A 22,884-nucleotide genomic window follows, 5' to 3' on the forward strand; every position below is an offset into this window, starting at 1 on the left:
TTATTGTCCTTAGTGTGATTCATGGAATCCATTTATCATACTCTTGAAATTGCTGACAAAAGTTGCTCCAATTGTACAGAAATAAATGTGGATGATCATGAAAAAAGAAAGGAAAAATCCAATAATAACATGAATAATGTTGTTGATTTTAAAGAGGTTGCCGCTTAAAAATTTGGCAAAAACTACTTCAGGATAAAGAAATGCCCATCCCGTGAGGATGACAACCGGAACCAGGCAATACATGGCCACAACATATGTAAATTGCTGCAATGGATTGAATTTGCGCTCTTTTGTAACCGGAAAAGGAGGGGTTTCATGTTTAAAAATCCCGATGGTGTAGTATATAAACTGTTTCATCAGTCTGTTGAACAATCCTTTTAATGACAATTTGTAGTACTTTCCGTTGGGAGTGATGATATTTCCAATCAGGAAAATCAGATAGCTAATTGTTAGCGTAATTCCACTGATATTGTGCAATTTAACTGCCAGGTCAAAACGGATAAATGGATTATCCGGATTTGAGTATTGCATGCTTACACCGCTTATTATCAGGGTGATGATAAGGATGGCATTCAAGGCGTGCCATAGTCTTACCCAAACAGGGTATAAATACAATTTTTCAGACATTATTTTTTTCGTTTTAAGATTCTTAATGAAGCATGAATTGCAATTCCTGCCAAAACACAGCCAAACATGATTATGCTCAGTAACCCAAGGTAGTAATTGCGGTTTGCACCGATTACATATCCTTCGTTCATGATAACTCCATTAAAGAAACCAGCTTTGTTGCGGCCTTCTTTAACCTTGTATTTATAAAGAGAAGCCATCAGTATTGAGTTGGTTGAATGACATTCAACGCACCTTCTGACTGCTTTTTCTTTTGGCTGAATATTGTGGGCTACTAAAATAGAATCATTGGTTCTGGCATGACATTCAATGCAACGTACATTTTTAAAGTGGGTTTCCTGATTGGGTAGCCATTCATGTATTTTAATAATATCAGGTTTATCCTTGTCAGTCAGTAACTGATAGTTATCGATATCTCCGTGACAATTCAAACAAATGGCATTGTCGTAAGCTACAATGTCTTTTATTTTATCTTCAGAACGGGCACTGATTTTGTAGGTGTGAGGATTGTGACACATCCAGCAGTTAAATACTTCGCTGTGCTTGGTAGAGTGTACACTGGCCTGAAATTCTTCTTCAATTTTTTCGAACTGAAATTTGGCATAGGTCTCGTCACCTCCATGACAGTCATTACACGCATAACTGGTTTCCATTCTTAGCTCTCCGGGATGAGGAAAAGTGTTGTAATCGTCAGAATGGCAATCGGTACATTTAAAACTTTTGTGATTTGATTCGTAGAATTCATCACGGTTGATGATGGTTTCCCGATACATTTTTTTGGTCACCTCTGAACCTGTTTCGGGGTTCATGTACTTGTATTTTGACTGACCATGGCATTTTAAACAGTTTTCGTTGAGTTCAGCGTTGGCTGATGCCCTTGGATTTTGTGCAACTGCAGCTACGGAAGCCCATAAGACTATCGTAAAAGCCATGATGATTTGCACTGGGATTTTCCGGTAAATTCGTGAAAATGGTGAAGTCATTTTTGTGAATAATATTTAGTAGTACAATTTCATTGGTCAATTGCAAAATAATTCAGGTTCTGGAAATGTTCCGTTTCGCCGGTGAATAACACTTTCAAAGGTACATATATATATAAACAGCCATATTGTACCAACAAGTGACATTATCATTTATAAACGGTGATTTTTTCGTTAAAAATATTGATATATATCACCGTTGAAGTGGAAAGTAACCTGATTTATGCTTGTCTTTTTCAATGAATTCCAGTCAGGATAAGGGTAGATGGATGCTTGGGTGTTGACTGATTCAAAGGCTTAATTACTTTGTTTTTGAGGAAGGATGATTTGATTAACTGCATAGCAGGACCAGGATTCCGGAGGAGAAATAATCAATTGAAACCAAGATCAATCCGGATAAGACTAAAACAAAAGAGGCTCCGGTTATGGAGCCTCTTTTGCTGGAAATTGGATAATTACTATAAAGCCTCGTTGAGGTTCTGGAGTAACTTTTTGATATACTTTGGATTATGAACACCAAGACTTTTGTCTTCGGTCAATGCTTTGTAATCGAGGCAAGCACCTGCAACAAGAGCAGGATATGTTCCGCTTACCGAGTTGTCGCTACCTTCCCTGGTAATGCCTGTAGCATCAAGTTTCACTTTTAATTCAGCGAGTAAGGTGGCGATTTCAGCCTGGAATTCTTCAGTAAAAGCAGCTACATCTTCACCTTCGTGGCAGCCTGCAGTTGTACAGCCGGTAGTGTTGAGTGTTTCTCCCATCCAGAAAGTGTGACCTCCTGAAGTGTTACCTGAACCGTTAGCCATATGGCAGGTTACGCAAGCGTCAGCAATCTGGGTAGAATGAGCTGAGTTAACAAGGCCTGTGCCTACTTCAAATAATCCCATGCCAACACCGGCAATTGTATTTGCCTGTGGGCCATGGTGAACACCGTAACGGGTGTTGGTAACAACAATGTCAGCTCCTCCAACTACTGGGAAAGGCTCAACAGTGCGTCCCTGATGGCAACTGGCGCAAACATTGCCTTTGCCAAAATCGTGGGTGGCACCATTGGTGTTTCTGAGTGCAACTGCTCCACTCACTGTTAAAGCAAGATCACCTGCTTCGTAAGTTTCATGTATGGCATGGCAAGTATAACAATTGGGTGGAACAGGATTGTCGATTTTAGCTCCTGTTGCTGTCCAATCGTAACTGCCGTCAAGATTGCCACGGAAACCCTGGCTTGTGTGACATACTGCACATTCACCGGTATTTCTTGCAAATGCTGTTCCCAATGAGTGCATGGAAGCGGCGCTCTGAAGCTCTTTGGCATATAATACCTGATTGCTGCTATGACAAACAATACATGAGGCAGTTCCATCGGTACCATTTGTGCCATTTGTGCCATCCTTACCGGCGAGTCCCTGAGGACCCTCCTTGGTACAGCCGGTCATAAATAAATTGCCGGCAATCAGCAATCCTGTTGCGATGGCAGTTAATAATAGATGTTTTTGTTTCATTTTTCTGTGAATTTTGTTTGTGAAAGTGTGATTTTGTTTGTGTGGATTTAAATTAAACAGTTGTTCTAGCTTCCTTTTAACCTGCAGCAGCAGTTGATTTTCCCGGTAACTCTGTCTTAAGGTTAGAAGGAAGTAAAAACAAAAGTTCAGTGCATGCTATTTTTTCATGGTACGCATGTAATAAACAACTGCCCAACGATCAGATTCATCCGTAATCTTTTTTTCAAAATTGGGCATTTCATCACGACCAATTATAGATTGATAATAGATTTCACCGTCAGTTTGATCCTGAAATGCTTTGGTTGAAAAGTCGCCTGTGCTTGTTTTCAGACTGGCAGCTTTAGGGCCATCACCCAGTCCTTTGGCACCATGGCATGATTTGCAGTTTTTATTATACAACTCTTTACCAGTTGTATTGATGGATGCGTCACCTGCTTTAATAGTACTTTTCATACTTTTATATTTTGCAGGAATAACCCATGGGCTGCCTGGTTTCTGAATCATGGCCAGGTTTATGGTCAGCATAAAAATTGCTGTGGTGAAAATTGCGATGAGTTTAACCGGATTTTTCATGGTAGTACGATTTTGGTTTATGATTTAAAAAATGGTTAAGTTGATTAGAAATTCCAAAGGCGGGTTATGTTCAAACCAATAAGAATACCTCCGTCAAAGAAATCATTCTTATTAAACATAATATCCTCCTGAGGTAAAATGCCTTGAGCAGAGGCAAGGTAAACATGAAATGCATGTGTGCTGGTTGAAACCTCAAGCCCGATACTCAGATTAGGCTTCACAGTGCCAACAATATCGTTCACTTCTTTGGTATGTTCTGAAATTCCCTGAATCTGTAAAGGGAAATCGCCTCCAATAATAATTGAACTTTGTGGTGAAAATTTAACTCTTCCGGCAAATGAAATTGAAACGCGGTCGTGGTCTGTAAGAGAGTCCATTGAATTGTAGTGAGTAAAGCCTGGCGCTATCTGCAGTGAGAACTTATCGTTAAACCTGCGTGATATTATAATCTGGCTGAAATAGCTGAAGCGGTTGCTGAATTTATAGTTTACACCAAACTTGCCGTCAGCGCTTCCGTCAATTCCAATTACCTCGTAAACAGACACTGTGACCGGTATTTTGTTTGACCGGGTTTGTTGAAGAACATTGTATTTTATCTGAATATCCTGCATTTTGTTAAACTTGGTAGTTCCTATTCCAACCATCAGGTTGTCAAGGATGCTGTAGTTTAAGCCAAGACGAATATTTGATGGTGCCCAAATGCCGAAAAGATCGGTTGCTCCATTATCCATTGTTCCAAAACGATGCTGAATAATCATTTCCAGTGTTTTGGATGGTTGCAGTGTGGTGGTTGCTCCGTCGAACAATAGTCCACTTTCAAATGCCGGACGTGCCGGACGTTCTTTAACAGGTGCTTCGGAAGTTTCTTCCTGTGCAAATCCTGTAAAGTGGCTTAGCAGCATGGCAATGGCTACAAGGGCACTTATTCTTTTTATATGGCTGAGTTTTTTCATTATGAGTAGCTTTGTGTTCATTAAAATGATTTAATTATTCTTAGCGCCTTGCTGTATCCAGGCAAGAATTACACTTGCATCTGTGGCCGTTGCAAAACTTTTCATACTTCCTGAACTCACACTGGTATAAATCAAACTGTTTGATGGTGTGTTCTGGTCTATCAAGTTGTTTTGTGTAAGGCTGTTGTATGCGTTTGACGGTGAAAGATCAGGTGAGAATGCACCTGCTGCATGACAGCCACTCATATTGCAACTGCTATTAAAAATAGGCATGATGTCTGTTGCGAAACTGATTTCTTCTGTTGGTACAGGAACTCTTTCCGGTTCAACGAATTCATATTCGCATCCACTTAGTAATGCCATAATTGCAATCGCGGCGATGGCGATTGTCGGTGTAAATCTGGATGTTAATTTCTTCATAATGGTTGCTTTCTTTAACAGTTCAAAGAAACTACTTATACAGTTATGAACATCTGTAGAAATAGTGATATATTTGCAGGCACGTGGTGATTTATTCTTTGTTTTGATTGATTTATATCATTTAAATGAGTGATTTTGCACATTATGTAGAATGATTCTTTATATTTGTTACTGCGTGTTGAATGTGTTTTTTATTTAAAGAAAACAATATTTATGAGTAAAGTGATGAATGCCAGATGTTTGCTTTGTCAGGCCCGTTCTGAAATTTTCGATTCTTTAAAAACAGATGAATTGGAAAGGGTGGAAACATGCCGGGTGAGTATGCATTATAACCCTGGTGAAATTATCTTTAAACAGGGTTCACCTTGCCATGATTTTGTTTGTGTAACTTCGGGGCTTGTCAAATTATACATTGAGGGAGAGCACGATCGCAAACTTATTGTTGGATTTGCCAAGCCTGTAGATTATATTTTCGTTCCTGGAGCGTATGTGGATAAAAGACATCATTTTACTGCAATTGCATGTGAAGATACAACCGCTTGCCTGGTGAGTTCTGAAGTTATTCAGGAGCTGGTAAAGACAAATAATGCGTTTGCCAATAGTTTTATTACAAAAATTAGTATGCAGGCCATTGATATGTTTAGCCAGATTAGCAGCCTGGCTCAAAAACAAATTCCAGGTCGCATGGCAGGCACCTTGCTACATCTGTCAAAGGGGGTTTACCAGGCCAATCCATTTACCTCATTTCTTACGCGACAGGATTTGGCTGATATGTCGGGTATGACGAAAGAAAGTGCCATCAGGGCCTTAAAATCTTTTAAAGAAGATGGGTTGGTTGCCATTGATGGAAATGTAATTGAATTGCTGAATATACCCATGCTTGAAACCATCAGCCGTAATGGCTAATTTTTTACTGAAGGATGTTGGGTGTTGATTGGAACCGAGATAATGCTAATTCTCTGATTTTTATGATTGACAGGTCTTCCAACAATGCTGTGTTGCCTTTATTTTACTAATATGAAAAGAGGTTGATGTTACTCGTTCCTCCCGGAAGTATAGTAAACGAGTTTTCTATGGTGTACATGGCCCTTTCTGCATTTTTAGAACGATATATAACCTGGTAGTTCCCCGGCTGTAAAACCAGCGTTTCCTGCAATACATTTTCCCTCAAATCATAAACCCATTCAAGCTGGCCGTTTCTTTCTATAAAAAGGCTGCCATAACCATTCACACTTTTTCTGATCACAACTATCCCGGGCAGTGGTATGTCAATAGTTGTTGTCTGACTTTGAGAAATGGTTACATCGTTAAGGTAAAGCCTTGGTAATGTGAGTATTTCAATATCATATTTGCCGCAAATGTATTTTTTTGTTTCGCCAAACCCCTGTGCACATAAAGTTTGCATTTTTCCATGCTGTCTTATAATGGCCTGAAGATTTTTAACAATACGCTCATTTGCTCCTATTTTCAGATTCAGATAACCTTGTGGAGCACTCAGCGTGGCCGTAACATGCGACCCGGGGGTCAGGCTTATACTGTCGAGCCGGACAGGCGGAACAGTGTGAACCACCAGGTCGTAATTGAGCATTGGGTCAAGTGTCATGGTGTCAGGAAGCCCGATGTGATTCAGGGTGTGTATAAAGTTGTATTTCAACTTTCCTGTTGCATGATCATAAAAAGTCATATTCACATTTGTTTCTGTTGGCTTGTTGTTTATATCAAGCAGATTAACCTGTAATGTTGTGGCGTTGAGTGCCTGGCTAATTACTGAGCTTAAAGCCTTTTGAAAGGCTGTTTCGCTGGAGGCGTCATAATATGTGCCAACACAATTGAATGCTTCCTTAAAATCACGTCCTATGCCAATAATAAAAGGTTTCATGGCCACACCACTTTTCTGCAGAGCAATGGAAGCTGCGCATGGATCACCTGCACACTCTTCAATACCATCAGTGATGAGTATGATGATATTTTTGCAATTATCGCAGGCCGGAAAGTCGCCTGCAGCCTGTTCAAGCGCATAAGATAGGGGGGTAGTTCCTTTGGGTTCAAGGCTTTGGATTCGTGTTTTGACTTTGCTGAAATTATCAAACGAAAAAGGAATCTCAAGTTTGGTGTCATTACAGTCTGCAGGCGGATATGGCTTCTGATGCCCGTAAACGCGAAGTGCAACCTGCAAATTGTCAAATGACGACAGGCTGTCGAGCAAACTACTCATCATTTTTTTTGCAATATTCATCTTTATGTCGCTCTGCCATCTGCCTACCATACTTTGCGAAGCATCAAAAACAAACAGTATTCTGCTTAATGGTTCTCCCTCATTTTGATTCGATTTGTTTTGGGCAGAAATAAACAATGGGAAAAGAATGAATATGAGCAGAAACTTCTTTTTTGTCATGTTTGGGCTATTTCCGGTTGATTTTTATCGGCTTAATTCATGCATTCATAAACGAGCCCATAAACTATTTTACGTTAAATTTTAAAGGTTCTGTTGAGTGTGTGACAAATTCCGGCAGTCAGGCCTTGCCATATTTTCAACAAGCTGTATGATTCTGAAAAATGCATTTACATCGGGTAAACAATATCAATTAAATATGTGTATGTCCGATATGGCTCTCCCTTTTTGTCTAAAAATCCAGTGCAATGCCTTTTCCCTTCAAAAATATAGCTTTTTCAATTCCTTTAACTCATTTTTCAATAAAATCTAAAAGTATTAAAGGCATCGTAGTACCTTTGGCTGGGTAAATTTGGGCGTAAAATTTCACTTATTTCTTTTCGTGTATGGTAAAGTTTAATGTTTTTAGCAAAATTTTGGCAGTCTCTTTTTTTGCACTTTTCCTGAATGGCATTGCCTTTTCGCAGGGTATTAACAATGCAGCAGCTACCTCCTGGGTTGATTCTGTGTTTGCAACTCTTACTCCTGATGATAGAATAGCTCAATTGCTTATGTTGCGGGCTTATTCGAATCGTGATAGCATTTATGTTGATGAGTTGTCTGATTTGGTTAAGAATGTTAAGATTGGAGGCGTTTGTTTTTTTCAGGGAGGGCCGGTAAGGCAGGCTATGGTGACCAACCGGCTTCAGTCACTAAGCCGAACACCTTTGTTTATTGCCATTGATGGCGAATGGGGACCGGGCATGAGGCTCGATAGTGTATCATGGTTTCCTAAACAACTGACCCTGGGTGCCATTCATAGTGATTCCCTGATTTACGAAATGGGGGCCGATATCGCACGCCAGATGAAGCGACTGGGTGTGCAAATTAACTTTGCACCTGTTGCAGATGTCAATAATAATCCACTTAACCCGGTTATCAATGCCCGTTCCTTTGGTCAGGACAGGGAAAATGTAGCAGTCAAAGCTTGCTGGTATATGAAAGGAATGCAGGATAATGGACTAATTGCTGTTGCTAAACATTTTCCGGGACACGGCGATACCGGCAATGATTCTCATTATACTTTGCCATTGATCAATAAATCATTGGCCGAAATCGATTCAATTGAATTATTTCCGTTTAAATATCTGATAAATAATGGTGTAAAAGGTGTCATGGTTTCACATCTGGCAGTGCCCGCCCTTGATACTTCTGCCCGGTCTATTGCAACACTCTCCTCACCCATTATAAATGATTTGCTCAGGAATAAGTTGGGCTTTCAGGGGATGGTTATTACTGATGCTATGGATATGAAAGGTCTTACCAATTTTTCTGATCCGGGAATGGTTGAGGCCGAAGCCTTAAAGGCTGGAAATGATATTTTGCTTCTTCCAATTGATGCAAGGGTGGCCATTACAAATATCCGCAGAGCTATTGACAGTGGTTATATCTCTCAGTCACTGATTGATGATAAGTGTAAAAGAGTGCTAAATTGGAAATATGAATCAGGCTTAGGTGGTAATTGCTTTGTTAATACCAGTAATCTGACAGAAGATTTAAATAGCCCGAAGGCCTCACTGATTACCCGCAGAGCTAATACTGAGGCCATTACACTTGTTAATGATGCCCGCCATATAATCCCTTTGAAATCACTTGAATCCTGCAAAATTGCTTCGGTGGTTATTGGTGACACAAGTATTGTCCCTTTTCAGGAGGCATTGTCTGATTATGCTCCGGTAACTCACTTTCATCTTCCGAGAGACCCAGGGAAAAATGCATGCGACTCAATTTTACGTTTGCTTGAGCCATTTAATCTGGTGATTACTGGATTTGTAAAAACGAGTGATTTGCCTCAGAAAAAATTCGGAATATACGCTCAGGGAATTGCATTTGCCGATTCGCTGTGCAAAATTAAAGAAACCGTGCTTTGTCTTTTTTCAAGTCCTTATGCATTGGCTTCTTTCAGTAATATTGACAACTATGCTGCAACCATTGTTGCCTACCAGGATAATGCTGTTATGCAGAGCCTTACAGCTCAGGCAGTTTTTGGAGGAATAGCTGTTGGAGGCAGGCTGCCGGTTACTTCAACTGACAAGTTTCCTGTTGGTTCTGGCCTCGACAGAGATCCTGTCAGATTAGCCTTTACCATTCCTGAAGAAGTTGGTATTTCTTCACACAGCCTGCAGAAAGTAGATTCAATTGTGATGGCCGGTATTGAATCAGGGGCTTTCCCTGGCGCACAGCTTGTGGCTGTGAAGGATGGTAAAGTGTTTTATCGTAAAGCTTTTGGCAGTTTTACATATGGTTCTGACATCCCGTTGAAAAATGATGATCTTTTTGATTTGGCTTCGCTTACCAAAGTTTTTGCAACTACACTTACAGCAATGAAGCTGACAGGAGATGGTTTGATTGACCCCGGCCAAAAGCTTAGCCATTATTTCAAGCCATTGCGAAAAAGCAATAAATCACATCTGATTATTCGCGAAATAATGGCTCATCAGGCTGGTTTGCAGCCATATATTCCGTTCTATAAAAAGATTCAAAAAGAAGGATATTCAGATTCATTGTTGTTCAGAACTGAGCATGGGCCTGATTTTACGCTGAGGGTAGCCCAAAACTTTTACATGAATAAAGATTTTCGCAATACCATCATTGATTCAATTATTAAGTCTCCGCTTCTGAAAAAGCACGAATATAAATACAGCGATTTAGGCTTTATATTGCTGGCTGAGTCGTTTAAGCAGATAACGTCGCAGGATTTAAATGTTTACGTTCAGCAAAATTTTTACAACCGCATGGGTTTGCCCACAATGGGGTATCTTCCCCGGGAAAGGTTTGATCTAAATCGGATTGCACCAACTGAAAATGACACTTTGTTCAGGCATCAGCTGGTTCATGGTGATGTGCACGATCCCACTGCAGCCATGCTGGGCGGCGTTGCAGGTCATGCCGGGTTGTTTTCAGATGCATTGGATGTTGCTGTTATAATGCAAATGCTTTTGCAGAAAGGTGTGTATGGCGGAGAAGTATATCTGGATACAGCGGTTGTTGCTGATTTTACAAAAGTGCAATTTGCCGGCAATAATAACCGCAGAGGCATGGGTTTTGATAAGCCCGCGCTTATTCCCGGACAACCCGGCCCAACCTGTGATAGCGCCTCGCCTGCCAGTTTCGGTCACACAGGCTTTACCGGTACCTATGCCTGGGCCGACCCAGTAAACAACCTGATTTATGTGTTTTTGAGCAACCGGGTTTTTCCTGATGCCGGAAATAATAAAATTACTCAGATGAATATCAGGACCAGGATTCATGAAGCTATATATGAGGCCATTACTAAAGGTATGTGACAAAAGCCTGCCTTTACAACCAAAAAAAAATATTATTTTGGTTGAACACCTTTGATGGTATATTGTTTACGGAGCATTATCTGGTTTCTGAACCTAATTAACACAATATAAAAAAACAAAAAAAATGGCTAAAATTACATTGGGAGGCAATCCCATCAACACTATCGGAAATTTACCTGTAGTCGGAAGTACTGTTCCTGATTTTAAACTTGTAAAAACAGATCTCAGCGAGTTGTCGGCTGATGAACTCAAAGGTAAAAAAGTGGTTTATAACATTTTTCCAAGTTTGGATACTGCTGTTTGTGCTTCATCTGTAAGGCGTTTTAATTCCGATGCTGGTAAGCTTAATAATACGGTGGTGGTGTGTATTTCCAAGGACCTCCCTTTTGCACACAGTCGCTTTTGCACTACTGAAGGATTAGAGAATGTTGTTTCTGCCTCTGATTTTCGTACCGGCAGTTTTGGTAAAAGTTTCGGTGTGGAGATAATTGATGGCCCTTTGGCCGGACTTCATTCACGTGCAGTCGTTGTTGCTGACGAAAACGGAGTGGTTAAGTACGCCGAGCAGGTTCCTGAAATTGCTCAGGAGCCTGATTATGAGAAAGCGTTAAATGCCATCTGAGATACGATAAACAGAAACTAAAAAGGGCGCTTATGCGCCCTTTTTAGTTGAATATAGATTGAGATGTGAATACCATACGTATGTAAACTAAATGAGAATAGAGCTAGTTATACTTGTATGCTGCTACGGAGTTGTGAAAAAATGTTGGCACAAATAAAATCATCCTGGTCCTGTCAAAGCCAATATCTGCAGCATTTATTTTAAGAGGAGTTGTATCGAGTATAAGCTTCTTCTCTGAACCGGGTTGGGCAAAGTAGATATGACCAGCCCAGTCAGAAAACAGATAGGTTTCAATACCAATTGCTTCTATGCCGTCAATTCCCCCTGTATTTTCAATAAATGAGCTTACCTCAAGTGTCTGCAGATTTAATGCTGCTATTCTGTTTTGCTGTCCGCAAAGCAAAAGACCTTTCTCAAGAAACAGTCCATTGCTGGCTTTAACTTCTGGCGAGTCGGTGAGAATCTGAAGTTTATGATCTTGTAATTTAAATATACAATCTCCTTTGCTGTCCGAAACATATACAATGCCATCGCTGCTAACTGCAATATCATTCAGGTTAATGGCTCGCGGGTGTGTGTAACGATTCGCGATAATTCCTGTTTCCAGACTAATTTCAACAACTTCATCTATGTTTGTTACATATAATTTGCCATGGGTTATGCCCATCCCTTTAGGTGCACTTAATCCTGTAGCCCATTGGTTATTGATGGTTTTTCCGTCGACACTTAATTTGGCAATATACCCGTTTTCATCTTTTGACCATGGATTATGATTAACACAGGAAACGTATAGTACATTTTCATGTGCATCATACAGCACAGATTCAGGTGTTAACAAATTGTCACTGGCTTCCCATAATTTTGTGATGGCAGTGTCCTGAAATGATGATTGGGCCGAAACCAGTGAAGCTGATACAAGAAGTATAGCTGTAAAAGTGATGAATATGTTTTTCATTGTTAAAAAAATAAAATGGTTTGTGGATAGTACGGTTTGATATTCAATTAATTAAACAGTTGGCCATTTGAAAGGTTTAGTAGTTATTTAGTTTGTTTAAAGTTTTGAAAAATTATGCCAGGATAACAAAAAAGAATTATCTTTGCGCCTCCTTAGCGGATGTGGCGTAATTGGTAGCCGCGCCAGACTTAGGATCTGGTGCCGAGAGGCGTGGGGGTTCGAGTCCCTTCATCCGCACAAAAAAAACCGCTTTTGCGGTTTTTTTTATGTCTGGTCCAAATGGATTAGTTATTGCTTTGAAAATCTGTCTCCAAATACTTTTTGAAACTTATCTAATTTCGGGCCTATTACAAATCTGCAATATGGTGCCTGCTTATTGTTGTTGTAATAGTTTTGATGGTAATCTTCGGCTTTGTAAAAAGCTGTAAATGGGCTGATTTCAGTTACCAGTGGTTTTTCCCAGGCTCCACTTTTATTGAGTTTTTCTTTGTATTCTTCTGCCAGCTTTTTCTGGTTTGTATTATGGTAGAATATCACTGAGCGGTATTGGGTGCCTATGTCAGCACCTTGCTGGTTTAGTGTGGTAGGGTCGTGTGTTTTCCAGAAAACTTCAAGTAATTCGGTAAAAGATATGATATCCGGATTATAAATAATCTGGGTAACCTCAGCATGCCCGGTAGCGCCTGAACTTACCTGTTCATAGGTAGGGTTAGCACGTTTACCTCCTGAATATCCTGATTCTACTTGTATGACTCCTTTAAGTTGAAGAAAAATAGCTTCAGTACACCAAAAACAGCCAGCGCCAAAAGTAGCGGTGTCAGTTGCAATTTGTGGATTCATAGTACGGATGTTATTATGTGTGCTTTCAGAAGTGCAGCCTGTCTGTATCTGAAAAATTGATGCGAGAATCAGAATGAAAATGGTGGATGATTTCATTTTGTTTCTTCATTAAACATAAAATATTGCAGGGTGTTCAAAAACTATGCCCTGAAATGATGAATGTTTCGCAAGCATTAACAGGATGAAAGCACATATATTGAGGTAAATTTCAGGGTGTTTTGCAGGTTTTTTCCTTTAATAAGGTCTGAAATTTAAATAAAGAATTAGATTAATGACCTTTTCTTACGATATACAAATGCCCCAGAAGCGCTCCGTAATTATCATATAAGCATGAGATACTTAAATCAACCATGATTTCGCTGCCATCAGGAATCTCCTGTTTGAGCTTACCCTGCCAAACCCCATTTGTTTTCAATTCGTTTAAATGGATTTCTTCGTCGTTGGGTTTGGCCCAAAGGTTGCGGATGAGTACAGCGGCTATTTTTGAAACAGCATGCTCTTCTTTGGTCAGGTATAAGCTTTCGGCTGATTTATTCCAGTAAGTAATTATGCCCTTATGGTCAGTAGCATAAACTGCTTCGTTGATTTTTGAAAGGATGGCCGCATGAAAAGTATTCATGTGATCGTCATTTCGTTGATGAATCATATCCGACAGCATTCTCTCCTGACTAAATATATTTATAATCATGCTTTGCAATGTCTTGATATCAGGGTCGTTATCGTTTATTGCTTTAATATATTCGGGGTCTTTGTTCTTTAGTGCCAGCGAAATGTATCTGATGGGCAGAATGTAATACCTGTTTAAATACAATCCAATAAAAATGGTAAATACGAAAATGCTTACCATCATGCCTATCAGCAGCAAAAACTGATGACCTGATAATACCTTCATTAATTCTGGCTGTGTTTGAAGTTCTACGGTTGCTACAGCTTCATTGTCCCAGCCGTATAAAGGTAAGTCAGATGTATAAATTGATGTTTTTTTATTGATAACTGACTGGGCCGGTTGGGCTTCCTTTTTTATTTCAACCGTGCCGGGTTCATGCAATATGAGGTTTTTAGAGTATTCCTCATTTATGTACCTGCCTGCAAATAGCCAGCCTGGTGATGTTCCGGCTTTCTCCTGATTGGATAAAGCAACTTTTATTGCAGAAATGGCAAAAAGAGAATCATTGTCCCATATAAAATATCTGGTGATTTTGCCATCGCCAAGTGACTTGTGAAATATACTTGTATCTGATGGCAGTAAGTGCGTTTTCCGATGGTTATTATTGCAAAAAATTTTTGAAGGCTTGATGTTGGCATCAGTGACTATCAGAAATTGTAATCCAGTAGCATTTAGTTGATGTTGAATGCTGGTGATATCGTTTTCTTCGTTTGCGGCTTCAGACAATATCGTTTTGTTTGATGCAAATTGACAAACCGCGTGATCGGTTGAATTTTCATTAATAATGATTTGACTTTGCAACTGGTTTAACTGAGTTTCAGCATATGTTCTTTTAATCCGTTCTACGGATGCACTGAAATACAGTTGAAGAAAAATAATGAAACCTATACTTACAAACGCAATAATTGAGATAAGTACAACAATCTTGTTTCTTAGAAATTTCATAGATTCCTTTATTATTATGGGGTAGATTGGTTAGCTCAAGCCCGGTAGTAATTTCCCGGATGAAATCTTTTATGAGTTAATCTTATTTTTTATGAATTGTAACAGCTGATTTAATTCTTTTTTTTGCCAGATGCTTTTTTGTTTTTTTTAAGTTGATGTGATTTGTTTGACGAAGATTTTATTGAGTCATGATGTTTATTTTCAAAAGCTCTGATATTGTATTAAATGTAATTGTATCTTAGAGGATGGGGTTGTGACGCCTGCTATATTTTCCATTGTGTTTTTAAATTTTGTTGCTGTTTTATTATTTAATTTTGTGTGGCAGCCTGCCAGCCTGAATTCAAGCAACTGATTACATTTGATTAAATTACCTATTAATATTGAACAATCTGTTTGCTCTTTCACTTAAACAGGCACTAGAATATCCAGCTAAAAACAGGGACAATGATTTCAAAATTCAAATATATATTGAAGCTCTATTTGCTTGCTCTTATTGCGTTGTTGTTATCCTCTGATGCTTTTTCCCAGCTCAGCTCAGGAGGTACGCCATTGCTCTTTGCCAACCCTGGTTTGTTCCGGAATGAAAGTATTGTCAGGCTCGAACACCCCGACGCCCAAATGCTTGAGTTGGAAGATTATAAAAATGAATCATCTGGCTTTCCCGAAAGAATGGGCGTTACTATTCCTGTAAATCTGAACCCTTCAACTTCAGGCCAGGTTTCCAGTTTGGTTGATGGAAGTAAGATATGGACAACTGTCATTTCAGTCGAAGGAGCAGTTGGTTTGGGTTTGTATTTCAGCGATTTTAAACTTCCAGCTGGTGCCCGTTTGTTTATTTTTTCACAGGATAAAAAGCAAGTTATTGGAGCCTTTACGGAAAAGAACAATAAACCTGACGGGCTTTTTTCGACTGAAATTATTAAGGGAGAAAATATTACTCTTGAATATTTTGAACCGAATGGCTCATTTAGCTCTTCTCCTTTTACCATCAGCGAAGTGCTTTATGTTTATAAACCAATGTATTTTGCCGGCGAACGCAATTTAAAGGGTAGCAATTCAGGTTCATGTGAAGTAAACATGGCTTGTAGTGAAGGCGACAACTGGCGAAAACAGGGCAAAAGTGTTGTAAGAATTCAGATTAAAAACGGGAATGCTGCATATTGGTGCACAGGAACCATCATCAATAATACCGCAGGTGATTTTTCCCCGCTTGTTTTAACAGCCGACCATTGTGCCCGCTCCTTCTCAGAAACCTACGCCACTCCTTCTGATGTTGCCCAATGGATTTTTTACTTTTTGTATGAAACACAATCCTGCGATGATGAAACCGTAGAGGCTTCAAAAAGTCTCACAGGTGCTGTTAAACTGGCAAGTAGTTCTCCAAATGGCAACGATGGAAGTGATTTTTACCTTGTTACCTTAAATGAACCCATACCAGCCAGCTATGAGCCATTTTACGCCGGATGGAGCAGAACCGGTGAAATGAGCCCGGCCGGTGTGGGTATTCATCATCCTGCAGGCGATGTTAAGAAAATCTCAACTTATACAGCTCCTTTAACATCAAGTGAATGGGGTGACGTTGCGGGAACGCATTTCAGAGTTGTTTGGAGTGCAACGGAAAATGGCCATGGAGTTACCGAAGGTGGCTCATCAGGCTCTCCAGTTTTTGATAACATGGGCAGATTGATAGGGCAACTAACCGGAGGTGAGTCGGGGTGCTCAAATCTCACCGGCCCTGATTATTACGGAAAACTGGCATTCTCGTGGGAATCAAACGGTATCGCAGATTCGGTCAGGCTTAAACCCTGGCTCGATCCGTTAAATACAGGTTTAACCAGTATCAACGGCTCATTTAATTCAAATATGGCTTTGGCCAGATTTAAAGCTGATACAGCCATTATCCTTGTTGGAACTACATTAGATTTTTTTGACCAGTCAACGGGCAACCCTTCGCTTTGGAACTGGTATTTTGAAGGCGGCGAACCCCGTACTTCAAATATGCAACATCCCAAAGGAGTGGCTTATAATCAAACAGGCCTCTTCGATGTAAAACTTAAAGTTACCAATGCTTTTGGCGCTGACAGCTTGTTGCGCGAAAATTATATTAAAGTTGTGCCTCGTATTTACCCAAATCCGACGCAGGGTGAATTTTTTGTAATGATGGGTGACGAATCAGATGAGTCAACCCGGATTAGTATTGCAGATACACAAGGTAGAATTGTTTATGAAAGTCCTGCAGGAGTGCCTGCTCAGCCATTTTACAGGCTGAATATGTCAGCATTAAAGGCGGGCTTTTACCTGGTAACAATACAAAATCGGTTTTTTACTGAATCTGCGAGGTTGTTATTGGTTCATTAACAGGTGACTTTTGTGCCTGTGCTGGCTGGCTTTGGCTTGTTGTGTGTAAACGCATTTTGAGAATGTGTACAACTGAATGCTCATCCTTTTGATGGCAGTAACTTTGCGCACCTACCGGTCTTTCCAGCGCTCAATTTGCAGATATACAGTGTCGGATTGTCCGTTAATAAAAGTGCGGTTCGGAATATCCATTCCTGACGGAAGTGTTTCAACACTTTTCCAGTTTCCACGGGTAACTTTGTAGGATATCAGTTCTTCGTCAGTAAGAAGCGTAATCATTCGTTTCCCTGTACTATCCGGTTTAAAGATATATTGTTGTTCTCCCGGATTCCAGTTGTTGAAGTCTCCCGTCAAAAAAATTGGATCTCCGGCAGATGTTAATGCGGGAAGCTTATTGATTACAAATGTTACTTTCCCGGTCTTTTTATATTTAATGCTTTTCCACTTTTCAATTTTTACAAAAAGTGTGTCTTTTCCGTCGAAGCAAAATTGGCGGTTGTCAATGTCGCGGCCACTGGCATTGGTTTCTACTGTCCACCAATCGCCAAGTGTAAATTTGAAATACAAGCAATCACCATAGTTGTCAATGTTAATGTAATAAAAGCCTTTGGGGTGTTTTTGCAGTGAATAATTAATGTTTCCGGGATTCCAGTTGTTAAATTGACAAGCCATGTAAATAAGAGCGTCCTGGGGTGTGTTGTCAGGAAGCTGACGTATGACAATTACTTTTTGAACACAGTTCATAGGCTCTGTGTCTCCCCAGCATTCAACCTGATTAATTTGGGTTTCTTTTTCTCCATAGTTGAGACTTCTGTTTTTTATATCGTATCCGCATTGGTTTTTCTCAACGCGGGTCCAGTCGCCTCTGGTGAATTTGTAGTTTAGTTTGCCAATTCCACGTGGTAAAGTAATGGAATATGTACCGTCACTTTGGCGTGTCATCCGGTATTTGTCATCGCCCGGATCCCAATTGTTGAAATTTCCGGTAATGAAAATATCACTTCCTTCGGGTGTATTGAGGGGTATCCGGTCTATAATTACCTGTTGTTTGTAACAGGAAGATAACAACGCGGTTATCAGCAAAAGAAAGCTGATTTTTATGGTTTTGTTTTGAAAAGTCAAGTTCTTCATCTTGATATTATTTGTCAAGCCATTGAATAAATTCCTGTGCCTTTGCACGACTTACATAAACGGGCTCTGGTGAAGCGGGGTTTAATTCAATGAGCAATCTGCCATTGAAGTACCGACTAACTTTTCCAATGCTTTTTATGCATGCAATGCATCCACGGTTCACTCTGAAAAATTGTGCAGGATCCAATTGCAGGCTTACCTGGTCCAGCGTATAATCAATAATAAACCGGTTGTTGCTTGCAGTAACCAGAAACACGACATTGTCTTCAGCATAAAACCATGCAGCGTCTTCAACCGGAATGTGTTTTATTTGGTCACCTAACCTGGCTATAAACCTTGTTTTGTAATTTTTATCGCCAGGCCTGAGGAGCTGTTCAAGCATGCTCAGGTCTATTGCCGGCTTGTTTGTTGATTTGTACAAGTTACTCACTGCTTCAAATTTTTGAATTGCTGCAGCTAAATCTGATGGTTTAACAGGCTTAAGTAAGTAATCAATACTGTTGACTCTAAACGCCTGAATAGCGTATTCGTCATATGCGGTGGTAAATATTACCGGGCAAAGTATTTTTTCCTGCCTGAAAATCTCAAAGCTCAACCCATCTGAAAGTTGAATGTCAAGGAAAATCAAATCGGGCAGGGGATTTGCCCTGAGCCATTGCACAGTGTCCTCAATCGAATCAATGCATTCGAGTATGTCAACATCGTCACAGGTGGTATTCAATAACCTTATGAGTTCCTGTTGTGCAAAAGGTTCGTCTTCAACAATCAATACTTTCATAACAGTCAGATTAAGGGGACTTTAACAACAAACTCGTTTTCATTTTCTGTTATCTCAACGGGTCTGCCTGTAAGATAGGCATATCTGCTGATAATGTTTTTTAAGCCTATTTCTGATGAAATCACTTCTGTGTTTTTTTTCTGAAGGTTGTTTTTTACCACAATGCTTGCATCCTGATTCGAGGTAATGGTTATCTCAAGCGGTTTTTTTTGAGATATGATATTGTGCTTGATTGCGTTTTCTACCAGCAACTGCAAAGTCATGGGCGCAATCAGTTTGTGCAGAAGGTCGTCAGAAATCTGAATGACAACTGTAAGTTTGTTGTCAAATCTTAGTTGATATAGGTATACGAACGATTTGATAAACCTGACTTCTTCGCTTAGTAAGATAGTGTCGCGGCTTTTGTTTTCTAATACATATCTGTAAACATCAGAAAGATCGCGTATAAAGTTGGCTGCTTTTTGCTGGTCTTCAAAAATTAACGATGACAAGGTGTTAAAGCTGTTGAAAAGAAAATGCGGATTTAATTGAGTCCTTAAAGTTTCGAACTTGTATTCTGCATTTTCTTTTTTGTAACGCTCCATCTCAGCAATATTCAATTTCCATTTGTTGAGAAGAAAAAGCGCAAATTCAGTGAATGCTGGTATGATAACCAGAATTATTATGTAATACAGGGTGGTAAGAATCTGGTCGCTTAGTTTGATAAATACCGATTTGATGAAATATATATTGACAAGAAAACTCAGCAGAAAAATAACAGCAGACATGAAAGGCAGATTTATGCCAAGTTCAATGCCCAGTCTGCGCGTCGGACTCTTTTCCCAAGGTAGTATTCTGTTAAGCTTTTGTTTGATGAAGAAGACAATTTCAAGCGTTAAAACAGTGATGAAAGCTGCGCCAATGTATTCTTCTAAGGGTCTTAATATTAAGTAATTGCGATAAAGTAATCCAAAGATTACATCAAGAAGCATCTTGAGCGGGAAACTCAGCAGAAGCGTTGACAACAACCTTAATAAAGGTTTTTTGAAGATGTTGAAAATCATCTCGGGTTGAAAATTAAGCTTCAAAGGTAATAAATTGATGTAAGGAGCTGAAGTCTTCGTTTTTGTTCTGAAAGAACAGGTGTTGCCATTATCCTGAAAAGTACCGGTAAGATAGCCGGTACTTTCAGGGTAATTGTGTGGTAATGCCATGTTATTCAGAGCGATTGACATTTTTACTGTATTTTTTTGTGTTTATATGACTATTTGGAAATGTTGAAGCTCGAGATAGGTTCATTGTCTTTTTCAACGCAAACCTTGTATTTCCCTTCAGGAAGTTCATTCATATGAAAGCGGATGTACCTGGTTTTTTGCTTCTTAACTCTGGTGGTCATCAAAGGTGTTCCTGATTCACTGTAAATTCTTATTTTTAACAAGTCGTCAGATATTTTGGCGACATAAACGTCTACACTCTCTGGGTTAGTCTGAAAAATCTGAACTTTGGTTGCGGAGGCGGTTTTGGTTCCATCGGTTGCTGCAGAAAGGCTGAGCGACATCATCAGGGCAATGGCTGTTGAAAGAATTAAAGTTTTCATGGCTTTGGGTTTTAAGTTTGTTTATCAGTTATTTACTGTTGATGAAACAAAGATATATCGCCATGAAGGTCAGCGAAACGCATTTCATGCGAACCGACATTCAACGTGTGTGAATTGATTGAATAAACAGGTGAAGTGTTGAGCAGATTTTGGTATTTGCCTGAATTACAGCTCTTGTGAATTCAGGTAAAGCAAAATTAAGGAATGAATCTAATAATTATTCAGGGTTTCATTCATGACATCAGTAAACAGCTGCTTCAGGCTAATGCCCACGCTGGCGGCCTGCCGGGGAACGATACTTGCCTCGGAAAGGCCAGGTATTGTATTGACTTCCAGAAAATAAAATTGCTGACCTCCCGGAAATGTTTCAGGGGTTAAAATATAGTCAATTCTTACAATTCCCTTGCAGTTCAGCTTTCGGTAAAGCATGGCAGAAATTTCACGGCATTGGATGGCCAGTTTTTCATCAATGGGTGCTGGCGAAATTTCATCAGCCATTCCATCAGTATATTTTGCTTCATAGTCAAACCACTCCTTATGACTTACAACCAAAGTAAGCGGTAATATATTCAGCTTGCCATCTTTTTCATAAATGCCACAGGTAATTTCGGCTCCCGGAATAAATTCCTGAACGAGTGTTTCATCGTCAACTTCAAAAGATTTTGAAATAGCCGCCTGTAACTCACCGGCTTCTTTTACCTTTGAAATGCCAATGCTTGACCCATTACTGTTGGGCTTTACAAAGCATGGAAGTCCTGTGTATTTTAGTATTTCGTCCTCGTTTATCCGGTCGCGGCGATGCAGATAAAAGGTTTTTGCCACATTTATACCTAAGTTACTTACAAAGCCGTTGCAGAAAAACTTATTGAACGTAAGTGATGAAGTTACTCTGCCGCAAGTATTATAGGGTACATGCATCATATCAAGATAGCCCTGTAGCTTGCCGTCTTCTCCCGGTGTGCCATGAATACCAATGAAAGCAGCATCAAAATGAATTACAGCGTCTGGCAACCGAAGCGAGAAATCATTCAAATCGATATTATATTCCTTGCCCTGTTCAGTTGTATAAACCCATCTATCCCTGTTTATTGTAATCTGATAGGTGTTGAACAATTCATTATCCAGTTGGCTTGCTATTACTTTTCCGCTTTTTACAGAAATGTCAAATTCTTCAGAATAGCCTCCGGTAAGCAGTGCAATGTTTTTTTTCATAATTGTTTTATGCAAGAAGTTGAATCTCTTTGGTTGCAGAATGCAAAATTATCATATTCCGGCTTTTCTTAAGCCCGCCAATTATTTATATCTTTGCTCGCTGCGCAATAAATTGCAGCGGGCAAAGTTAATTAACCTATCCGGCTGGTGTATTTCTTTTAAAAGATTTTTTCGGCTAAATGGCAACTTCATGAATTTTTTCGAATTTATACAAACACGCGTTTTTCTAAAGCACTTCATCTTAACGGTGGCGCTAACTCTGTTAATCATTATTTTGGTGTTGGGTGCACTGAAATGGTATACACATCACGGAGAATCAGTTCAGGTGCCTGCTCTTGTGGGATTGACGCCTGAGCAGATTTCGCAACTCGAAACCATCAGTAACTTTGAGGTCATTGTTGTCGATTCTGTTTTTGATTCAAGGCAACCTAAGGGTACCGTTATTATTCAGGACCCGCAGCCGGGATCTAATGTTAAACGCATGCGCAAGATTTACCTTACTACAGTGGCTGTATTGCCTGAACAGGTGAATATGCCTAATCTGGTGGATCTGACTTTAAGGCAGGCCAGTGCGACATTGGAAACTTATGGTTTAAAACTTGGGAATATCAGCTATGTTCCCGATATTGCTGAAAATGCGGTATTGGCACAGTTATACAGAAATCAGAATATTGAACCGGGAACGGGTATTCTTAAAGGTTCTGTTATTTCGTTAAAAGTCGGACAGAGCATGGGAAATGGCCGCTACCAGATTCCGTTTCTGATCGGAAAAACCCGTGATGAGGCTAGGAAAATTCTTGAGCGAAATTATTTAAGTGTGGGGGAGGAAACTTTTGAAGATGATGCCGAGCCGGCAACTGCCAGAGTTTATTCGCAAAGCCCGTCTTTTGTGCGTGGTATGATGCTTAATGCCGGCCAGCAGGTAAGTCTGGTGTTTCGCGACCCTGTTATCTTTGATTTTGATACTTACCTCGAAAATATGGGCGCAGATACACTGGGAACTGTTAGTGATTCTGTATATTAATTGAGA

At 39.8% G+C, this 22,884-nt stretch carries 20 protein-coding genes and 1 tRNA gene; 6 read left to right on the forward strand and 15 right to left on the reverse strand.

The window, feature by feature from the left end:
- Positions 1-9 precede the first annotated feature (9 nt).
- The 6 genes from H6541_10580 to H6541_10605 form a co-directional block, all read right to left on the reverse strand.
- Entirely contained in the window at positions 10-627 is a 618-nt protein-coding gene (locus tag H6541_10580) for a cytochrome b/b6 domain-containing protein (GenBank protein ID MCB9016230.1), read from the reverse strand.
- Positions 627-1,610, reverse strand: coding sequence for a hypothetical protein (locus H6541_10585; protein ID MCB9016231.1), 984 nt, complete (start codon positions 1,608-1,610; stop codon positions 627-629). Before H6541_10585 ends, H6541_10580 begins: the two co-directional genes overlap by 1 nt.
- Positions 1,611-2,065: 455 nt before the next feature.
- Entirely contained in the window at positions 2,066-3,106 is a 1,041-nt protein-coding gene (locus tag H6541_10590) for a hypothetical protein (protein MCB9016232.1), read from the reverse strand.
- 156 nt (positions 3,107-3,262) lie between these two features.
- Positions 3,263-3,679 carry a c-type cytochrome gene (locus tag H6541_10595; protein ID MCB9016233.1) on the reverse strand — a complete coding sequence of 139 codons (417 nt, stop codon included), beginning with the start codon at positions 3,677-3,679 and terminating at the stop codon, positions 3,263-3,265.
- Positions 3,680-3,723: 44 nt separating this feature from the next.
- Positions 3,724-4,632, reverse strand: a complete 909-nt coding sequence (locus tag H6541_10600) for a hypothetical protein (GenBank protein MCB9016234.1) — start codon at positions 4,630-4,632, stop codon at positions 3,724-3,726.
- A 30-nt stretch (positions 4,633-4,662) separates the two neighbouring features.
- The gene (locus H6541_10605; GenBank protein MCB9016235.1) at positions 4,663-5,052 is read right to left on the reverse strand and encodes a hypothetical protein; all 390 of its coding nucleotides are present in this window, start codon (positions 5,050-5,052) and stop codon (positions 4,663-4,665) included.
- 213 nt (positions 5,053-5,265) lie between these two features.
- Here H6541_10605 and H6541_10610 point away from each other — a divergent pair, with 213 nt between their 5' ends.
- Positions 5,266-5,958, forward strand: coding sequence for a Crp/Fnr family transcriptional regulator (locus tag H6541_10610; GenBank protein MCB9016236.1), 693 nt, complete (start codon positions 5,266-5,268; stop codon positions 5,956-5,958).
- 106 nt (positions 5,959-6,064) lie between these two features.
- Here H6541_10610 and H6541_10615 read toward each other — a convergent pair whose 3' ends face one another.
- Positions 6,065-7,447 (reverse strand): VWA domain-containing protein, encoded by a 1,383-nt coding sequence (locus H6541_10615; protein MCB9016237.1) that lies wholly within the window; start codon positions 7,445-7,447, stop codon positions 6,065-6,067.
- A 383-nt stretch (positions 7,448-7,830) separates the two neighbouring features.
- Here H6541_10615 and H6541_10620 point away from each other — a divergent pair, with 383 nt between their 5' ends.
- Together H6541_10620 and tpx are read left to right on the forward strand one after the other, a co-directional pair.
- Positions 7,831-10,770, forward strand: a complete 2,940-nt coding sequence (locus H6541_10620) for a serine hydrolase (GenBank protein MCB9016238.1) — start codon at positions 7,831-7,833, stop codon at positions 10,768-10,770.
- Positions 10,771-10,894: 124 nt separating this feature from the next.
- Positions 10,895-11,392, forward strand: a complete 498-nt coding sequence (tpx, locus tag H6541_10625) for a thiol peroxidase (protein ID MCB9016239.1) — start codon at positions 10,895-10,897, stop codon at positions 11,390-11,392.
- Between the two features lie 103 nt (positions 11,393-11,495).
- On the opposite strand, the gene H6541_10630 is transcribed toward tpx, so the two are convergent.
- Positions 11,496-12,347: a hypothetical protein gene (locus tag H6541_10630; GenBank protein ID MCB9016240.1), complete on the reverse strand. Its 852-nt coding sequence runs from the start codon at positions 12,345-12,347 to the stop codon at positions 11,496-11,498.
- Positions 12,348-12,502: 155 nt separating this feature from the next.
- On the opposite strand from H6541_10630, the gene H6541_10635 reads away from it, so the two are divergent.
- Positions 12,503-12,584 (forward strand) — tRNA-Leu (locus H6541_10635).
- 51 nt (positions 12,585-12,635) lie between these two features.
- Here the strand turns inward: H6541_10635 and msrA are convergent.
- Both msrA and H6541_10645 read right to left on the reverse strand, forming a co-directional pair.
- Entirely contained in the window at positions 12,636-13,283 is a 648-nt protein-coding gene (msrA, locus tag H6541_10640; GenBank protein MCB9016241.1) for a peptide-methionine (S)-S-oxide reductase MsrA, read from the reverse strand.
- Between the two features lie 172 nt (positions 13,284-13,455).
- Positions 13,456-14,799: a PAS domain-containing protein gene (locus H6541_10645; protein ID MCB9016242.1), complete on the reverse strand. Its 1,344-nt coding sequence runs from the start codon at positions 14,797-14,799 to the stop codon at positions 13,456-13,458.
- Positions 14,800-15,243: 444 nt separating this feature from the next.
- Between H6541_10645 and H6541_10650 the strand changes: the two genes are divergently transcribed.
- The gene (locus tag H6541_10650; protein ID MCB9016243.1) at positions 15,244-17,157 is read left to right on the forward strand and encodes a T9SS type A sorting domain-containing protein; all 1,914 of its coding nucleotides are present in this window, start codon (positions 15,244-15,246) and stop codon (positions 17,155-17,157) included.
- 111 nt (positions 17,158-17,268) lie between these two features.
- Here H6541_10650 and H6541_10655 read toward each other — a convergent pair whose 3' ends face one another.
- The 5 genes from H6541_10655 to H6541_10675 all read right to left on the reverse strand — a co-directional run bounded on the left by H6541_10655 (position 17,269) and on the right by H6541_10675 (position 21,854).
- Entirely contained in the window at positions 17,269-18,288 is a 1,020-nt protein-coding gene (locus H6541_10655) for a hypothetical protein (protein ID MCB9016244.1), read from the reverse strand.
- Positions 18,289-18,295: 7 nt separating this feature from the next.
- Positions 18,296-19,066, reverse strand: a complete 771-nt coding sequence (locus H6541_10660) for a response regulator transcription factor (GenBank protein MCB9016245.1) — start codon at positions 19,064-19,066, stop codon at positions 18,296-18,298.
- A 5-nt stretch (positions 19,067-19,071) separates the two neighbouring features.
- Positions 19,072-20,280: a histidine kinase gene (locus H6541_10665; protein MCB9016246.1), complete on the reverse strand. Its 1,209-nt coding sequence runs from the start codon at positions 20,278-20,280 to the stop codon at positions 19,072-19,074.
- Positions 20,281-20,309: 29 nt separating this feature from the next.
- Positions 20,310-20,642 (reverse strand): hypothetical protein, encoded by a 333-nt coding sequence (locus tag H6541_10670; protein MCB9016247.1) that lies wholly within the window; start codon positions 20,640-20,642, stop codon positions 20,310-20,312.
- 210 nt (positions 20,643-20,852) lie between these two features.
- Complete coding sequence (locus H6541_10675) at positions 20,853-21,854, reverse strand: D-alanine--D-alanine ligase (GenBank protein MCB9016248.1); 1,002 nt, start codon at positions 21,852-21,854, stop codon at positions 20,853-20,855.
- Between the two features lie 190 nt (positions 21,855-22,044).
- On the opposite strand from H6541_10675, the gene H6541_10680 reads away from it, so the two are divergent.
- The gene (locus tag H6541_10680; protein MCB9016249.1) at positions 22,045-22,878 is read left to right on the forward strand and encodes a PASTA domain-containing protein; all 834 of its coding nucleotides are present in this window, start codon (positions 22,045-22,047) and stop codon (positions 22,876-22,878) included.
- Positions 22,879-22,884 lie beyond the last annotated feature (6 nt).

The sequence above is a fragment of the Lentimicrobiaceae bacterium genome (assembly GCA_020636745.1).
GTDB lineage: Bacteria > Bacteroidota > Bacteroidia > Bacteroidales > Lentimicrobiaceae > Lentimicrobium.

Coding starts and splice junctions, on each gene's coding strand:
- H6541_10580 (MCB9016230.1), bottom strand. CDS start 627: ATGTCTGAAAAATTGTATTTATACCCTGTTTGGGTAAGACTATGGCAC.
- H6541_10585 (MCB9016231.1), bottom strand. CDS start 1,610: ATGACTTCACCATTTTCACGAATTTACCGGAAAATCCCAGTGCAAATC.
- H6541_10590 (MCB9016232.1), bottom strand. CDS start 3,106: ATGAAACAAAAACATCTATTATTAACTGCCATCGCAACAGGATTGCTG.
- H6541_10595 (MCB9016233.1), bottom strand. CDS start 3,679: ATGAAAAATCCGGTTAAACTCATCGCAATTTTCACCACAGCAATTTTT.
- H6541_10600 (MCB9016234.1), bottom strand. CDS start 4,632: ATGAAAAAACTCAGCCATATAAAAAGAATAAGTGCCCTTGTAGCCATT.
- H6541_10605 (MCB9016235.1), bottom strand. CDS start 5,052: ATGAAGAAATTAACATCCAGATTTACACCGACAATCGCCATCGCCGCG.
- H6541_10610 (MCB9016236.1), top strand. CDS start 5,266: ATGAGTAAAGTGATGAATGCCAGATGTTTGCTTTGTCAGGCCCGTTCT.
- H6541_10615 (MCB9016237.1), bottom strand. CDS start 7,447: ATGACAAAAAAGAAGTTTCTGCTCATATTCATTCTTTTCCCATTGTTT.
- H6541_10620 (MCB9016238.1), top strand. CDS start 7,831: ATGGTAAAGTTTAATGTTTTTAGCAAAATTTTGGCAGTCTCTTTTTTT.
- tpx (MCB9016239.1), top strand. CDS start 10,895: ATGGCTAAAATTACATTGGGAGGCAATCCCATCAACACTATCGGAAAT.
- H6541_10630 (MCB9016240.1), bottom strand. CDS start 12,347: ATGAAAAACATATTCATCACTTTTACAGCTATACTTCTTGTATCAGCT.
- msrA (MCB9016241.1), bottom strand. CDS start 13,283: ATGAAATCATCCACCATTTTCATTCTGATTCTCGCATCAATTTTTCAG.
- H6541_10645 (MCB9016242.1), bottom strand. CDS start 14,799: ATGAAATTTCTAAGAAACAAGATTGTTGTACTTATCTCAATTATTGCG.
- H6541_10650 (MCB9016243.1), top strand. CDS start 15,244: ATGATTTCAAAATTCAAATATATATTGAAGCTCTATTTGCTTGCTCTT.
- H6541_10655 (MCB9016244.1), bottom strand. CDS start 18,288: ATGAAGAACTTGACTTTTCAAAACAAAACCATAAAAATCAGCTTTCTT.
- H6541_10660 (MCB9016245.1), bottom strand. CDS start 19,066: ATGAAAGTATTGATTGTTGAAGACGAACCTTTTGCACAACAGGAACTC.
- H6541_10665 (MCB9016246.1), bottom strand. CDS start 20,280: ATGTCAATCGCTCTGAATAACATGGCATTACCACACAATTACCCTGAA.
- H6541_10670 (MCB9016247.1), bottom strand. CDS start 20,642: ATGAAAACTTTAATTCTTTCAACAGCCATTGCCCTGATGATGTCGCTC.
- H6541_10675 (MCB9016248.1), bottom strand. CDS start 21,854: ATGAAAAAAAACATTGCACTGCTTACCGGAGGCTATTCTGAAGAATTT.
- H6541_10680 (MCB9016249.1), top strand. CDS start 22,045: ATGAATTTTTTCGAATTTATACAAACACGCGTTTTTCTAAAGCACTTC.